The following is a 15,699-nucleotide window of genomic DNA, read 5'->3' as shown; positions in this document are numbered from 1 at the left end:
CGCGTCTCAGCTTCATATTTATTTTGAAGACCGTATGAACCTGAGACTTAGATAATCAATGAGGTGACACAGTTAGATGAACACTCTCGATTTTAATAATCCGGCCTCCTACTTCCTATTACCGCGTTGACCTCAGAAAAGACTAAATTCTGTGTTTACATATTGACTTTTTTATCCATTAAAAATACTGTATAGTTTTTTATTATCCATAAACTTAATTAAACCCAATGTGGTCAGAACAGATTAACGTCATCGCTATTATTTCTCTGCATATTATCGGCTGAAAAGCCGACTCTCTCTCTTGCACCCCAAATTTTTAGATCCGTTCTTTTTCAAATACCTGAAGTGTCTCAGAGACAACTCAAGAGAGCAATTAGCAATGAGGTGCTTATGTTTAAGCCAAAATTTAATTTTCTACCGCTTTTGATGTGGTTTTTCCCCCTATCTTTTTTTACGTTTCAATTTATTTTGCGTCTTTGGCCAGGCTTAATGATGCATCAAATCATGACCCAATTTACTATTGATGCGAGCCATTTTGGGATTCTTGCAGCACTTTATTACTACGGATACTCAGGAATGCAAATTCCTGTGGCAATTATGCTGGAGCGCTTTGGTGCAAGATATGTCGTTTTTATTTTTGCCCTATGCTGTGGTATTGCTACACTTCTTTTTAGTTATACCAACCATTGGTATCTGGCCTGTTTAAGCAGATTTTTAGTAGGAGCAGGATCAGCAGTAGGATTTCTTGCCGTATCAAAAGTCATCTCACAATGGTTTTCTAAACCCCACTACGCAAGAATGGTCGGTTTTTCATTTTCAGTAGGGTTACTTGGTGCAATATACGGCGGCAAACCAGTCAGTTTGCTAGTTGCTAATTACAACTGGCAAAATGTTGCGTCCACTCTAGCATTGATAGCTATCATACTGGGATTAGGCGCTTATTTTTTCTTGCGCACTCCACAAAGCCTCCAACAGAACAATACTGATAGCCAAAATTTCAAGCTTTCACATTTTAAAGAGCTTTTGCGGTTACCCTCAATATGGGTGCTCGCCACTGCTAATTTTTTAATGGTTGCCTCTCTTGAAGGTTTTGCTGATGTTTGGGGAGTTCCCTATCTCACTACAGCATTTGGACTTGATAAAAGTAATGCCGCTCAACTCGTTTCCTTTATTTTCATGGGGATGCTGTTAGGCGGCCCTATCCTTGCTTTTTTAAGCAAAAAACTAGGTCACTATACTGTAATTAGCCTTTGTGGCCTTGGTATGGCACTTTGCTTTAAATTATTACTTTCGACGACTACCTATAACTGGTATGGATTGGCATTTTTATTCTTTGCTATAGGAATGATGTGCTGCTATCAAGTTATCGTTTTTGCTGCAGGCGCTGATTTGGTTTCCTCCCCATTGCTTGGGGTTACCGTAGCTTTTCTGAACTGTATCAACATGCTAGGGGGTTCTTTCTTTCACACCATCATAGGAAGAGCTATGGATGCGACCTGGGTTGGCGCATTAAGCACGGATGGCATTCGTCTATATACGCTAGAATCTTATAAAGCATCCTTGGTGTTAATTCCTTATTGTGCTGTCATTGGTGCTTGTCTTGTAAGTTTGCTAGGACTTCGCTTATACCGAAAAAATGTGCAAATTTTACAAGAATTCTAATGTTTGTTTATTCTCTCTTCTCAAGAATAATCTTCTTGAGAAGAGGATCTGTATTTCGAGGAGGTAATAAATAAAGTAATAAAGGAATCTCCAGGTAAGCATGAAACATTGCTATGAGACTATAGAACTTCTTACTTTCATGGAAATCATATAAAAACCCCATTCCTAGAAGTAAAAATAGGCTGATAAAACCTATATTCATTTTAATAGGTGTCTTACAAAATTTAGGTAAAACCTTAATCACATAGTAATAGTGAATAAGCTGCAGATAGACCGCTGTTGCAAAAAAAGCGATCGTCAGTGTATTGATACCGTGCGGAACAAGATAATGGGATAGATATGAATTCGCTTGAGTTATCGAATAAAAACCCGGGTCAATTACTATGACCAAAGACAATCCGAAAACAATCACAGGACTAACTACAAATATTAACCATGCTTTTGAAGCTGCCTGTTCAACCAACAGAAATCCCCAAGGAGTTAAATTGTGTAAAAATGCAAGGCATAAAAACAAAATGACCGGATTGATAATGATCCCTATAGCAAACACCAATAGTACAAGGAGGGTGATAGGGTGTGTCTTGAAATAAAGTGCTACCGCAACTAAAGCCAGAGCGAAACTAATTTCTATTATTAATAAGTAGTTAATGGGCAAAAAAATAGCTATAGTTTTTATGAGTAACAAGAAAAATAATATGCTCATTACAATAATAATAAATGCTTGTGGTAATCTGGAACCCAGATGCTTATAGATGTAAGACAATTCATAAAATATATGAGCTGCACCAAAAAAACTGAGTGAAAGCAGATAGGAGCTTAACGGAAAAATGGAAGCCAATACTATAAATATTGCAGATATAAGCAGTCGCATAACCTACCTTAGAGAAAACATGGATACATTTATTACTTTAGGGATTACTCTTTTTGCCGAATTGCTTGCTTTTCTTCTGTTAATAATAAGAAAGATCCCTAAAAATCACATTATAAACTGGATATTTTTCATCATTGGTTTGAATTTGCTAACCAATCCCCTAGCCCAAATGTTTTACTCTAGTTTAAAAATATTGAATATACCTGGACTAGATTGGCTCATTACAGAGATTTTAGTCATTTTAGGCGAAGCTGTTTTAATTTATGGAATTATGCGGCAATCCTTTCAAAGAGCGCTACTTTATTCTATGTTGTTAAATGTTACTTCCATCTTAGTAGGAGCCCTATTGTGCTGGTCAAATATATTACCTTGGTGCTATTAGCACTTTATTCGGTATTTAGTTATGCTGATCTCATCATTCCAAATAAAAAACAAGAGTTTTTTGATGGTTTTTTTAGTTCTAGTGAGAAATTAGCCCTTTGCTTAATTCTCATAGGAGTAGTTATTCTTGCCCTCATCTGGTATTCGATGAGAAAAAAATAATTCTTCAAATGTCAAAAGTATAATTTCACTTTCATTGTTCTTTTTCCATTTTACTTCTTGGTGTACAGTTATTTATAAATTGTACATCTTGTCAAATATAGTCCACCCTGATAAATTAAGAACCTTATTTTTATTGTGAATGAAGGGAGTTCTCCTGTATTCATTGACATGCTAGGAAAAAATTCTATGAAACGTACCAAATCCGTTCAAAATCTTAAAGCTCTTTCCGACTCAGAGACGACTCAACTTGATGTTTTAGAAAATGATGATAGCAACAACAATAATAACTCCAAAAAAAGTCCAATTTCAGGGGTAATTACAAAATTTAAGAATCGTTTTTTTAAAACTAAAGAGATAGAACCGAACTATAGTTATTTACTTGATAAGTATAAGATAGCTGAAGAGTTACTTCTTAATTTTTTGCAAGATGAAACTAAAAGTTATAAATTTAGTAGCGCTGCGGAAAATCTTGATTTTGTACTTTTCTTAATTGAAAAAAATATTCAAATCTCGACAAGAAAATTTGGTACTGATTTTTATGAATTTGCGGCAAAATGTTTTTATCTACGAGCCTCCCTTTCTCTAATGAAAGCAAGTGAACACGGTACTGAACAAGTTACAGATTGCAAAGAAGCTATCGAGTATATGGAAGTTGCGATTGATTACGGTTTACCTTATAAAGGACAAACTCAAGTACTTCAAGATTATGCAAGCGAACTTGAAGAAAAACATCTTGCCTTAAAAGAAACTATCCAATCTTATAATAAGAAATCTGATTCAACACCTTTAATGCGTCGTTCATTGCAGGTCTCTGTTTGCGAGAAAAATTTAGGTAACAGCCTTACTAACTATTACTCAAAAGGTTTTGTTGAGCTTAATCAACAAATTAAACTGAGTGCCACGGAAATGATGAATACCGCTTTAGATTTTTGTACTGCTTTGGAAGAAAAAGAACAACTGCCCCAAGTAGACTACTTCTAATTCCTGCTTAAAATACGAGTTCTAAAGAACTCGTATTTTAAGCTAAATTAATATCTCCTTGTAAATATAAACGACAGCTTCCTGCTAATAAAACACGTTCGTCTTTGATTTCACAGATTAATTCGCCTCGACGCTTTAATCCTTGTAAGGCATGAATTTTTTTCTTCCCTAAACGCTCGCTCCAATAAGGAGCAATCACACAATGAGCAGAACCTGTTACCGGATCCTCAGGCACATTACACCCTGGATAAAAACAACGCGAATAGACATCAAATTTTATTGACGGAGCAGATAAAATTACGCCCCTATTTTGTAATTGGCTAATTGCATTTAAGTCCAATATAGCCTTTTCTACATCTTTTTCATCATCAAAAATCAATAACAAGTCAAAAGTACTTTCATAAACTTCTTTAGGCATTACATTCATAGCTGCCAGTAATGCTTGTGGAGGAGTAATTGCAGTATAAGGCAGAAGTGGAAAATCCAATTGTAACTGTTCACCTTGTTTTCTAACACGCAACTCTCCGCTTAGACTCTGAAAAGTTAAACTCTCCCCTTCATAGCCAAGTTTTTCAAAAATTACGTAGGCACTTGCCAAAGTTGCATGACCACAAAGCGCGACTTCAGAATTAGGTGTAAACCAACGGATACGATAATACCCGCCTTCCTTAACGATGAAGGCAGTTTCCGATAAATTATTTTCACTCGCAATGGCTTGCATGAGTTCATCACTTAGCCATTCTTTTAAAGGGCAAACCGCTGCAGGATTACCACCAAACAATTTTGTTGTAAACGCATCGACTTGATACATTGTTTGCGTCATCATTATTGCTCCCTAGCACTAATAGATTGCTCACTATAACATAGTATGCTATATATTAGCAAATCATATAAATACGAGACAACTATGCTAACTTCAAGTTTATTGAAAAAAGCCAATCGACTACTGATTAAAAAAGCCAATGAATTATTAAAATCTCATGATATCACCCATGCTTATACTTCTTTTCTTCTCGAACTTTTTAAACAAGAAGGTCTTACACAAGCCGAAATGTGTAAATGCATTGGTATTGAGCAACCTACTGCTGTCAGAACTTTAGACCGCATGGAGCGTGATGGCTTTATTACTCGTAAGGTTGCCGAAAATGACAGGCGTGTATTTTTAATTTATCCCACCCAGAAGGCGCTGAATGCTAAAAAAGAAATTGATCGATGCGCACAAACTCTCAATGAACTGGGTTTATCGGATTTTAGCCAAGAAGAAAAAGAGCAATTTAATGAATTTATTAAACGTCTAAATGAAAATTTAGAAAAGAGATAAATTCTTATATCTATGGTATAAAAGTGATTGCCAGACTTTGTATTGCCTAAGGACATTATATGAAAGCTATTGGATATCAAAAATCACTCCCTATTGAAAATAAAGACTCATTAATGGATATTGAATTCCCTATGCCTGTCGCTGCTGGGCGGGATCTACTAGTTGAAGTAAAAGCTGTTGCCGTAAACCCTGTTGATTGTAAAGTTAGATTACGAGATATGCCTGCAGCGGGAGAATATCGCGTTTTAGGCTGGGATGCTTCAGGAATAGTCAAAGCTGTAGGTGAGCAAGTCACTCTTTTTAAACCCGGCGATGAGGTTTGGTATGCTGGGGATATCACTCGTCCTGGATGTAATAGTGAGTTTCATTTGGTGGATGAAAGGATTGTGGGATTGAAACCTAAAAGTCTATCATTTGAAAAAGCGGCCGCTCTGCCATTGACGTCTATCACTGCGTGGGAGCTACTTTTTGATCGCCTTTGCATTACCGCAGGTGAAAAATCAAACCTTTTAATCACTGGTGCTGCAGGAGGAGTTGGCTCCATCTTGGTTCAACTAGCAAGACAACTTACTGCATTAACCATCATAGGAACAGCTTCTCGAGAAGAATCCAAACGCTGGATTCTTAACCAGGGTGCTCATCATGTTATTGATCATAGTAAACCAATGCAAGAACAGTTATCAATGTTTGGTATTCATGAAGTCGATTATGTAATTAGCCTTACTCACTCCGATGAGCATGTTGCAGAACTGCTTAAATGCATAAAACCCCAAGGAAAATTCGCTCTAATTGATGATCCCAGCAATTTAGATATACGGCTCTTTAAGTCTAAAAGCATCTCCATCCATTGGGAAATGATGTATACCCGCTCTATGTATAAAACAGCTGATATGGTTAAACAACACAACATATTAAACGAACTAGCACATTTAGTGGATAAAGAGATTATTAAAACAACTTTTAATGAAAATTTTGGGACTATTAATGCAGCTAATTTGCGTAAAGCGCACCAGCTTCTTGAAAGTGGTCAATCACGAGGGAAAATTGTTTTAGCCGGATTTTAGGAAACAGCTTTGCCTTGCATATTTCAATGCAAGGCAAATTAGCATTACAAAGAGCGTTATTTAAATAAATTCTTAAAGCCTTGTTTAAGGTCGTTAAGCCCTTCCTCTACCTCATCTTTAAAGGATTCCCATTGCCCGTTTTGGGATGCAGAAACTTCAGGCTCGTTGAGTGTTTCAGCAACCTCATGAACTTTATCTAGTAACTCAGCACTGGTAGTCTTTTTAAGACCAAATAATCCGAGAACATAAGTTAAAATATCCTGTCCAGTATTTAAAATGCTGTAACCAGACTTATGTTCTGTCGTATCATGTTGATGGTAAAATGCTTCAAAAACCGCTTGAATTCCTTCTACTGATTTTTGCTCTTCTAGCTTACTAATGAGATCACCTAAAATTTGCTGCTTTTCTTTGATTGCAAGCAATCCAAAGAAATGAAAACGCCGATCCCCTGTAAGAACATGTTGTTGATAGTGTTTAAGTTTTTGAAAAACCTCACTGTTTAAAAAGGTAGTTGCCGCTGCAGTATGCTCTTCATCAGGATTATAAACAGGTCGCGGAGAATCTATCTCTGCTTCAGGCAGGAAGTAGCGCACACCCTTTTTAAGTTCACGAATATTTTGATTAATGAATCGTTCTTGTTCGCTATTAGTTTTTTTCTTATCTAAGAAAGCAGCGGCAGCCCAAACAGCTTGAGCATAGGCTTCGAAATTATACTTAGAGGGCTCCGTAGAAAGTTTGTTATGCAGAGTAATCGCATTATCTCGTGCTTCCTTCCAATTTTTTGCTGGGAGCGCTCCGGCTAATCCCGGGCTCCGAATAGTGCTCTGAATTTCTTTGGTATACCTAATAACATCTTGCATTTCATAATGCATAATAACACCCTAGTCAAATTTTAATCATAATGTATTATATATGATACCAGACCTAAATTACAATGGCTATATCACATAATACTTTTCACTCCACTCGTGATACTTTATCGGTAAGAATTTTTAATACCAACAACTTGGTTTCATATAAAATATGCATTATTTCAATAGGTTATCAATAAAATTTGGTGATGGCGATTCTTCATCAAGGCGTTCAGAAGAAAATTTATTTAACTCATCTAATAATTCAGCACTTGTTGTCTTCTTAAGACCAAATATTCCGAGAATATAAGTTAAAATATCCTGTCCCATGTTAATGACATCATATCTGGTACTCTTGCCATCAGAATCATACTCTTCATAAAACTGCTTAAAAGTTGCTTTAATCCCTACCAATGATTTTTGAGCCTTTAAAACTTTAATCAACTCATCCAAAATGTCATATTTTTCCTTATTGATCGCCAAAACCCCAAAGAAATGATTGCGCTGATCATTTTTAAGAGTTTCCTCCTTGTATCTTTCAAGTTTTCTAAAAGGCTCACTCTCAAAAAATGCAGTAGCTGCCGGTGAAGGAATCTCCTCTTCGCTAGTAATAACTTGCTTTAAGGAGTCAAAAAATCTCTTGGAGGAATAAAATGTTCGCGTAGGAGGGGTAATATCGGCATAAGGAAGAATGTTTCCTACTTTTTGTTCAAGAGTCTTAATATGTCGAACAAAAAACATCAATCGTTGATCATGCTTCTCAAACTGTTGATTCTTAAGCCACATGGCTGCAACATAAATAGCCTGCGCGTATGCCTCGAGTGTTTTTCTAGCAGGATTATCGCTGAGTTCTACAAGCTTGTCCTCAATATACTGTGCGTTTTCTTGCCAATTTTCCTCAGGAAATTTAGCTGGCACGCCTGCTCGTTCACAGGCTATTTGAACGTCTCGAGTATATCTTTTTATTTCCACCAAATTATAATAGAACATAATAAATCCTTTTGTTTAAGTTTACTTATTGGAATCCCTTAAATTAAAACAGTACAGGGGCGTAACACTCCTCACCTCGTTCATAACCTGCAATCATTTTCGCCATTAGTCCGTAAACAATATGAGTGTTGTGCGTTCTTATACAACTTCCTCCTTCAATTTCTCCCTCATACCCCCTCTCTTTAAGAATTTTTTTAATACCCGCAATTTTGGCTTCCGTTTCATATCGGCCATTAAGCAGACGAGTAATTGCGATAATACCTTTAGGCATTAAAAATTCATCTTTACTTAATTTATCAAACTCTAAGGCATATTCGGGACTTTTGAAAAAAACAAGTGTTCTGGCAAACTCCCTTAGCCAGTTTAAGCGGACTTCTTTGCTCCAATCATAAGATTCGACAAGCTGCCGCAAATTATTTAATAGCTCCTGCGCACTCATGTATCCACTCCTTGATAACCAATAGACAATCAATCTGTTAAACAATTACATATCATCTCATTGATTTCAATTTAATTTTTATCAGTTGCTTCAAAAAATGTACGATTATCACCGGTAGGTATTATTTATCTGGAGCAAGAAGGGATATTAAAGGACAAAAAAACCACCCGAAGGTGGAGTAGTCAAAAGCAGGTTTTGTGTCTAAACAAACCCTCCCTCGACTAACATTTTAATTATAGATCACATTGCTCGATTTGTAAAATTTTCAACCACTTCTATTTTGTTAGCCCTCCCATCTGCTTCTGTTTGTGTTAAAATTAGTCTTTATCTTAAGATAAATTATAAAAGTGCTTTATGTCTCGTTTTCTTTCTCTACGCTCCTACTCCAGTGAGACTTGTAGTCATAGCCATGATTTTGGGCAATTGGTACTCCCCATCAAAGGTTCTCTTGAGCTCGAGATAGAGGGACAAGGAGGCATAGTTGATGAAATTACAGGAGCCTGTATTGGCTCCAACCAAACACATTGTTTTGCAAGCGGCCAGGATAATTTATTTTTAGTCGTTGACCTTCTTGATACTGAAACAACTCAGCTTACTCGCGAGCTATCACCTTTTCTACATTTGCCTACAGAAATCAAGAAATATCTTGCTTTTGCGCATGGTTATTTAAGTAACAATCATGATCTCTTGACTGATCATCTTCTTTACCAACTTCTAATGAAGCTTATGACTTCAGATGTATCCCTTAACGATCGCTGCGTCATTCTTGCAAAACGCTGGATCGATGAACATTTTGTCAATCCAATTAATATTGCTCAATTAGCCCAGTACTGTCATTTAAGTAAGAGCCAATTACAACGTCGTTTCAAGCAAAGCACAGGACTTGGGCTCGCGGAATATTGGCGGATGAAAAAATTAGCCTATGCAAAAATATTAGTTTCCAATATTAATTTATCTATAGAAGAAATTGCTCATAAAGTAGGCTATGGGAATCTACCTGCATTCAGTCGACGCTTTGCCCAATCTTTTGGGATGTCGCCATCTCAATGGCGAAACATGACCCTACCGGCAAAAAATATGCGCCTAACGGGTAACAAGATACTGAGCGATATTTGATAAAATATCTTCATCGTTCACTATTAAATTATAAAAGCGGGAGCAAGTCTCATTATGCATCGAACAGCATCCAATTGGTCTTCCGGATTAATTTTTCTTATCCTTGCCCAAACCATGGTGGGAATTAACATTGTTTCTTCTAAAATTTTGCTTGCCACTATGTCCATATTTTTTTTATTGACTATGCGCTTCACTTTAGCAACGCTGACATTATTACCCTTACATTGGCTAAGTCCAGCAAAAAAATTTCCATTAAGTCATTATTTCTCAAAACTTACCCATCGTGATTGGCTTTTTATTTTTGCACAAGCGCTCTCTGCAGGGGTGTTTTTCAATTGCCTTATGCTTTTAGGATTGCATTATACCGATGCCAATGTTGCTGGAATCATTACAAGCTCGCTACCAGCAATTATTGCCCTTATGTCTTGGCTTGTTCTTAAGGAAAAAATTGCAGGTAAACAAAGTTTTTGTATATTGTTTGCCACTATAGGATTGATCATCATTGCTTACGAAAAATTACGTGGCACCCACACAGCGCATTCATTTTTAGGCGATTTCATTATTCTTTTGTCGCTTTTACCTGAAGCGGCTTACTATGTATTGTGTAAAGTCCATCCAAACCGCTTACCTGTATTTATTACCTCAGTGCTGATGAATGGTATTAATGCCCTACTCTTACTTCCCGTAGGAGTTTACTCCTATCTCAATACTTCGAGTCTGGATATAAACACATGGTTGATTATGTTGATTTTAGGACTAAGTTCCGGTCTATTTTATGTGTTTTGGTATTTTGGCTGTCAGTCAGTAGATGGAGTTATGGCCTCACTATCGACAGCGATAATGCCAATAGCAACTGTTCTACTTGCCTGGATTATTCTAGGAGAACAATTAACGGCATTACAAAGCTTAGGCATGGGGTTAGTTTTATTATCCATAGCCATTTATGCTAAAAAATAATGCTCACATATAAAAATTAATAGGGTGTCTCCAACATTGCTTCAAACCAATGCCTATGCTTTTTTTCCCCATCTAACCCTCTTGCTAAAATATCAGAAGCATCTTTCCATTTCGTTTCATGAAAACTTAAGCGTTCAAAGGCAGTATTGATATCAATTTCGTTGGCAAGTATGGCACGAAGGATAGCTTCATCACCAAAAAGATTGGCAAAAATAACTTTACCCTCTACTAGCAATTGTTTGGCACTTGGTCCTTCTGGAATAGGAGCCTTATGTCGTTTAAGGAGATTGGTAATGTCTTTGATGTAGATCTCATGGTCAATTTTAAATTGAGTAAGTCTATTTTTATAGGTTTCATTATCGATACGATTAATAGCAGTTTCATACGCTTCAACCACATCATAGTCTAATTCACATAATTCATAGAGCGCATCCTCAAATTTCATTTGAGTTCCGACTAAGGTAGCCATCCTATGCCTCCTCCAATTTGGAGTACCCCACTTATTAAGAATAGCTTGTTTAATTCAAGAGCACATTAATAAATAGGGGGATTTAGCTAATTTTTATGACATTAGACGAGTTATTAAGGAACCCCCACCTTTTGACTGACTGATTGCACTCCTAATAAAGCCATCTCCTCTTCAATTTCTCGAAATAACGCTCTATTTGTTTTTGATTCATGCCATTTAATCCTTAAACCACTCTTATTAGTCACAAACCTAATATAACATTGAAAATCTTGTAGGCAGGCCTGCTGCTCCTTCTTAGGGATTTCACTAAATCTCTCTACTCCAAATAGATTACAAATCAATTTAGCTAAAGCAGAGCGCCCTTTCACTGACTTCTCAGACATATACCCGTCATTTATTTTACTCAAATGAAATAAATAGGCTCCTGCTAACGCTTTTCGTACAAATTCATCTATATTTTCATTAGAAGGTTCTTTTGTTTTTGCAAACGCTCCTCTTAGAAATTCATAATTACCTTGATTTTTTTCAATATTTCCTGCAAAAGCGGTGATAAAACTGATGTCGTCTATTCTAAGGTGGTTATCGGTATAACTTCTCAAAGAAGCTAAAAAGCGATTTTTATCCATGGATAAACGTTCTTCTTTATAAGCGGACTCTAATTTTTGGGATGTTTCGATTAATACATTTAAGGCTGGTATATTAAATGGCATTTTTATTCTCCATGATTAAATGCTACGAAATCAATAACGTTGTCCTAACTGCAGTAACTATACTTATTTTTTAATCAATGGAGTAGTTAAATTTTGCAATTCTTCAATAAATTTGCTGTGGAAATAAATTTGAAAGGTACATAAACAAATAGCGGAGAAACTCTCCGCTATTTCATAATTAAGGACTTACAGTGAAATAAGTTTCATCATAAGGATAGCAAGTCCATTGAATTTTTTTGCCTCCAAGCTCTACATCAATAACTTGTGTATTTAATGAAGCGAGAGATGGTTGTGCTTCGGCATAACATACTTTGTTTACACCACCCACAGTGACATAATGATATGTCGTCGATGTAGTATAAGTTTCAGGAGCATAAAAAAGCTCACCACGTTGTTCTAGTACAACAGGAGCACCTGAAATCACAACTTTATCTGCCAATGAAGGAAGGCTAAAAATTAATAGGAAAAAAGAACAAATACCTAATATGATCGTTTTCATCGTCATATCTCCAGTTATTATCTCAAATTGATTACGCTGGTAGATAGACAAACTAAATAGCGTCTACCTTGACAAAAATAATCCTCCGTAAAACTAAGACCCTATTTATAAGTTTAGCAGTTAATCAGTCATTTTCTTCTTTTACACTGTAAAAGAAGAGGAAAACCTTGTATTTTCATAAAAAAAATTATAATCAAAACATGAAGTTATGAAATGAAGATTAACAATTAATCTGCACGGCGTATATGCACCAGCTAGAGAGATAAACTGTCAGCAAAACTTAATATTTGATTGATTTTCTTACCTCTGAAATTACATCACCATCCCAGATATAATCGTAATGCCCTGCTTGCAGGGGCAATGTTAGTGCAGGCGGTCTAAAAATCGCCAGGCATCTAGCATCTGGAAATTCACTTCTTACACTAGGATAAACTAATCCCCATTCATTTTGACGTTTTATCTCGCGCCCTAACTCCTGACTTTTAGCATAAGAATTAACATTCGGACTCAGATAATCTTTATAGATGCTATTGCATAAGTTGACCAAATTTTTAGTCACATAAGCTACATATTCACGCATTTGCACAATACAAGGGGCTTCTTTTGATGCAGCTAAAAAACGCTCACGATGGAATTTAGTTTCTGCTATCGCTGTTCTAACCGAATCGCCAGCATAATAAACCCCATAAGAAGTACCATCACTAAACCGTGAAATCCCAAAATGAGTAAAAGCTGCCATTAGCGGTGTAGAACCAGAGCCGCCAACCCAGTCCTCTTTAGCCACAAGCGAAATATGACCGTAATCATTGGTTAATCGATCATTGGTCAGCCCCTCAAGATGGGCTATTTGCTCAAGTTCCTCCTGAGACTCCGCCCAATCAAATAAAGTAACAGGCGGATAGCGTGATGGAATAAGTCGATGAGTTTTATCTTTAAAATCAATATAGTTAAACATTCCTTTCTTAATATCCTCTCCAAAAATCCAGAAATCGTCGCACTTCAGCCAATCTCATAAGGCTTCCTTCCATCATATAGCTTCGTGGCGTTATTCCATTAAACGGAGGCAATGAATTTTCTCTGTTTATCCAAGACATTGCTTGGTTACTATCAACAAATAGGATACGCAAATCTTTATAAATACCTAATAAGAGAGAAATTCGCTCTTTCTCATCTCTGGTTAAATTGCCATCTAATTTTTTTATCCCTTTATAATAAGAAGATACTGGCATATCTCCCATCAATATAAGCGCCTCATCTTTGGTAAAATTAAACCGTTCGACCAGATTCTTCAGAGCTTTCCATGCAACTTCATTTGGAACTGTTAAAGACACTTGTGTAGAAGTTTTCACGATAGTTCTCTTTTCTAAAAACTATATTTATAGTATATTCTAATTTTAGAATTCTGTCTAATTCTAGAATTTCTTTTGAGGATAGTCATAAAAGAGAAATACACCACCAACCACTGCAGCAGGCATAATCAAAAAATTAACAAAGGGAATAAAACTAAAAAGGCTTATGCTTATGCCAAATCCTAATGATAAAGATTTCCTATCCTTCATCATGTTTCTCATAGTTTTGAAATCAACTAAGTTGTTATCCATGACAAAATCCTGATATTGCATACTCAACATCCAAGCATTAAATAAAAACCATAGAAACGCCAACAGAGGATGAAGTATTGGTATAAAAAACAATATGCACATCAATACCAAGCGAGGTACATAATATTTTATAAATTGCCATTGGCGTTTCAGAGTTTGTATAAGTACCTGCCCAAATCCTCGCTCAGGAATGGGCTCCTTTTTTAATAATATTTGCGCTCTTTCAGCCAATAAACCATTAAATGGTGCCGCGCAAATATTAGCAACAATGGAAAAAGTGGTTAAGAAAAAAAGAATGAATATAAAAAAAAAGAGCACGATAAATAAGCTACTAAGGAAACTAAGCCAAGAAGGAAGCTTGCTCACATAGTAATGAGTTAAGGGGGATAAATAATGGTAGCCAACATAAGCAATTCCCCCATAAATAAAAAGATTGAATATAAGTGGTAGAACTACAAAAGCTCTTAAACCCTTAATATTCAAATTCTTAAACCCTAGCAAAAAATAACGTATCCCCGAGAAAAAATCTCTCATTAATAAATATCCTTATAGTGACTAAAATTGATCAGTATTCTTCGTTGATTTGCACGTTGAACGTAAACCTAACTATTTTCACAATACCCTCCTTGCCAGGTGAAATTTACCTACCTACGGCTATCTTGACCGAATCGATAACGCATTACCCTCATTCCCTGTTCTGTCTCTCCATAGTCAGCTATAACTTCTGCTCCCATATGAATGTAAAATGATATGGCATAAGGATTGGAAATAAATTCAAAGCTTGATGCGTTTTTATTGTCGACAACACCACACACTCTATGCCACATTTTTCGCCCTAATCCTTGACCAATCATATCAGGAGTAATAAAAAAATAGTCCAGATGAGCTTTATCACCAAAAGAAAGCCCCCAAACAGCAATGATTTGTGCATTTTTCTCATACACCCATGTAACATGGTTTCGTAAATAATCTTCAGTTAACCCAAAATTTTTCACGAAAAACTCATTATTTTCAGCGCTATAACCAATATGTTTTCTGGAAGTAGTAATTAGTTTATTTAGCAAGCTAATATCCTGCTCTGTTGCTGGTCTTTCTATGATTAGAAAATTGATGTCAACACTCATTATTGGGACAAATCTTCCAGGGAATGACTCAAAACTCTGAATTGTCTTAGCCCCCATATGCTTATAAAAGGATTCAGCATGGGGATCAGCAATCAGTTGGAATTTCTCCCAATTCTTATTCTGAGCATACTGGATAGCATACTTCCACATTATTTTGCCAATGCCTTGTTTAATTTTATTAGAATTGATAAAAAAACAATCTAACTCAGGCAAACTTTCTTCATTCACTCGAAAAGCATAGAGACCTAAAAGACTGTTCTCATCTTCCAATAAAATTACTTCATTTTTATCGAAGTAAATTTCTTGTAACCCCCACCTTTCCATGAATTGGTCTAAAAAAGATTCAGAGTAATCCCAGACAGCCTTGGAAGCTCTAATGAAAGCATTAATTTTTGATAATTCGGAAACTTTAGCTCGACGTAGATGCATGGTATCTTTTGCTAACCGCTTTTCTGTCATTCAAATCTCTTAAGATAATATCGCCACTGATGCTATGAGATA

The 15,699-nt window shown here is 36.1% G+C and carries 19 protein-coding genes; 7 read left to right on the top strand and 12 right to left on the bottom strand.

Features of this window, described 5'->3' with window-relative positions:
* Window positions 1–390 precede the first annotated feature (390 nt).
* Window positions 391–1,662: an MFS transporter gene (locus Lbru_RS11660; protein WP_058442314.1), complete on the top strand. Its 1,272-nt coding sequence runs from the start codon at window positions 391–393 to the stop codon at window positions 1,660–1,662.
* 7 nt (window positions 1,663–1,669) lie between these two features.
* Here Lbru_RS11660 and Lbru_RS11655 read toward each other — a convergent pair whose 3' ends face one another.
* Window positions 1,670–2,533 carry a hypothetical protein gene (locus Lbru_RS11655; protein WP_058442313.1) on the bottom strand — a complete coding sequence of 288 codons (864 nt, stop codon included), beginning with the start codon at window positions 2,531–2,533 and terminating at the stop codon, window positions 1,670–1,672.
* Between the two features lie 19 nt (window positions 2,534–2,552).
* Here Lbru_RS11655 and Lbru_RS11650 point away from each other — a divergent pair, with 19 nt between their 5' ends.
* Together Lbru_RS11650 and Lbru_RS11645 are read left to right on the top strand one after the other, a co-directional pair.
* Window positions 2,553–2,915, top strand: coding sequence for a hypothetical protein (locus Lbru_RS11650; RefSeq protein WP_058442312.1), 363 nt, complete (start codon window positions 2,553–2,555; stop codon window positions 2,913–2,915).
* Window positions 2,916–3,244: 329 nt separating this feature from the next.
* The gene (locus Lbru_RS11645; protein ID WP_131793583.1) at window positions 3,245–4,057 is read left to right on the top strand and encodes a hypothetical protein; all 813 of its coding nucleotides are present in this window, start codon (window positions 3,245–3,247) and stop codon (window positions 4,055–4,057) included.
* Between the two features lie 37 nt (window positions 4,058–4,094).
* Here Lbru_RS11645 and Lbru_RS11640 read toward each other — a convergent pair whose 3' ends face one another.
* Window positions 4,095–4,883, bottom strand: coding sequence for a PhzF family phenazine biosynthesis protein (locus Lbru_RS11640; RefSeq protein ID WP_058442310.1), 789 nt, complete (start codon window positions 4,881–4,883; stop codon window positions 4,095–4,097).
* An 81-nt stretch (window positions 4,884–4,964) separates the two neighbouring features.
* Between Lbru_RS11640 and Lbru_RS11635 the strand changes: the two genes are divergently transcribed.
* Together Lbru_RS11635 and Lbru_RS11630 are read left to right on the top strand one after the other, a co-directional pair.
* Window positions 4,965–5,378 (top strand): MarR family winged helix-turn-helix transcriptional regulator, encoded by a 414-nt coding sequence (locus Lbru_RS11635; protein WP_058442309.1) that lies wholly within the window; start codon window positions 4,965–4,967, stop codon window positions 5,376–5,378.
* A gap of 59 nt (window positions 5,379–5,437) precedes the next feature.
* Complete coding sequence (locus Lbru_RS11630) at window positions 5,438–6,442, top strand: zinc-binding alcohol dehydrogenase family protein (RefSeq protein WP_058442308.1); 1,005 nt, start codon at window positions 5,438–5,440, stop codon at window positions 6,440–6,442.
* A 56-nt stretch (window positions 6,443–6,498) separates the two neighbouring features.
* Here Lbru_RS11630 and Lbru_RS11625 read toward each other — a convergent pair whose 3' ends face one another.
* The 3 genes from Lbru_RS11625 to Lbru_RS11615 all read right to left on the bottom strand — a co-directional run bounded on the left by Lbru_RS11625 (window position 6,499) and on the right by Lbru_RS11615 (window position 8,722).
* On the bottom strand, window positions 6,499–7,314 hold the full coding sequence (locus tag Lbru_RS11625; protein WP_058442307.1) for a hypothetical protein: 816 nt from the start codon (window positions 7,312–7,314) through the stop codon (window positions 6,499–6,501).
* Window positions 7,315–7,470: 156 nt separating this feature from the next.
* Window positions 7,471–8,283: a hypothetical protein gene (locus Lbru_RS11620; protein ID WP_058442306.1), complete on the bottom strand. Its 813-nt coding sequence runs from the start codon at window positions 8,281–8,283 to the stop codon at window positions 7,471–7,473.
* Window positions 8,284–8,326: 43 nt separating this feature from the next.
* Entirely contained in the window at window positions 8,327–8,722 is a 396-nt protein-coding gene (locus Lbru_RS11615) for a hypothetical protein (protein ID WP_058442305.1), read from the bottom strand.
* 354 nt (window positions 8,723–9,076) lie between these two features.
* On the opposite strand from Lbru_RS11615, the gene Lbru_RS11610 reads away from it, so the two are divergent.
* Window positions 9,077–9,838 carry a helix-turn-helix domain-containing protein gene (locus Lbru_RS11610; RefSeq protein WP_058442304.1) on the top strand — a complete coding sequence of 254 codons (762 nt, stop codon included), beginning with the start codon at window positions 9,077–9,079 and terminating at the stop codon, window positions 9,836–9,838.
* 54 nt (window positions 9,839–9,892) lie between these two features.
* Window positions 9,893–10,795, top strand: coding sequence for a DMT family transporter (locus tag Lbru_RS11605; protein WP_058442303.1), 903 nt, complete (start codon window positions 9,893–9,895; stop codon window positions 10,793–10,795).
* A gap of 16 nt (window positions 10,796–10,811) precedes the next feature.
* On the opposite strand, the gene Lbru_RS11600 is transcribed toward Lbru_RS11605, so the two are convergent.
* The 7 genes from Lbru_RS11600 to Lbru_RS11570 form a co-directional block, all read right to left on the bottom strand.
* A complete protein-coding gene (locus tag Lbru_RS11600; RefSeq protein ID WP_058442302.1) occupies window positions 10,812–11,264 on the bottom strand; it encodes a hypothetical protein in 453 nt (150 codons plus the stop codon).
* Window positions 11,265–11,377: 113 nt separating this feature from the next.
* Complete coding sequence (locus tag Lbru_RS11595) at window positions 11,378–11,974, bottom strand: hypothetical protein (RefSeq protein WP_058442301.1); 597 nt, start codon at window positions 11,972–11,974, stop codon at window positions 11,378–11,380.
* 178 nt (window positions 11,975–12,152) lie between these two features.
* Window positions 12,153–12,473 (bottom strand): hypothetical protein, encoded by a 321-nt coding sequence (locus Lbru_RS11590; protein ID WP_058442300.1) that lies wholly within the window; start codon window positions 12,471–12,473, stop codon window positions 12,153–12,155.
* Between the two features lie 280 nt (window positions 12,474–12,753).
* Window positions 12,754–13,428 carry an RES family NAD+ phosphorylase gene (locus Lbru_RS11585; protein WP_058442299.1) on the bottom strand — a complete coding sequence of 225 codons (675 nt, stop codon included), beginning with the start codon at window positions 13,426–13,428 and terminating at the stop codon, window positions 12,754–12,756.
* A gap of 7 nt (window positions 13,429–13,435) precedes the next feature.
* A complete protein-coding gene (locus Lbru_RS11580; protein ID WP_058442298.1) occupies window positions 13,436–13,822 on the bottom strand; it encodes an antitoxin Xre-like helix-turn-helix domain-containing protein in 387 nt (128 codons plus the stop codon).
* 63 nt (window positions 13,823–13,885) lie between these two features.
* The gene (gene cysZ / locus Lbru_RS11575) at window positions 13,886–14,608 is read right to left on the bottom strand and encodes a sulfate transporter CysZ (RefSeq protein WP_058442297.1); all 723 of its coding nucleotides are present in this window, start codon (window positions 14,606–14,608) and stop codon (window positions 13,886–13,888) included.
* Between the two features lie 110 nt (window positions 14,609–14,718).
* Window positions 14,719–15,657: a GNAT family N-acetyltransferase gene (locus Lbru_RS11570; protein ID WP_058442296.1), complete on the bottom strand. Its 939-nt coding sequence runs from the start codon at window positions 15,655–15,657 to the stop codon at window positions 14,719–14,721.
* Between the last annotated feature and the right edge of the window lie 42 nt (window positions 15,658–15,699).

The sequence above is a fragment of the Legionella brunensis genome (genome assembly GCF_001467025.1).
Lineage (GTDB): Bacteria > Pseudomonadota > Gammaproteobacteria > Legionellales > Legionellaceae > Tatlockia > Tatlockia brunensis.
Note: the sequence above shows the minus strand (reverse complement) of the source record. Positions and strands in the feature narration are given on the sequence as shown.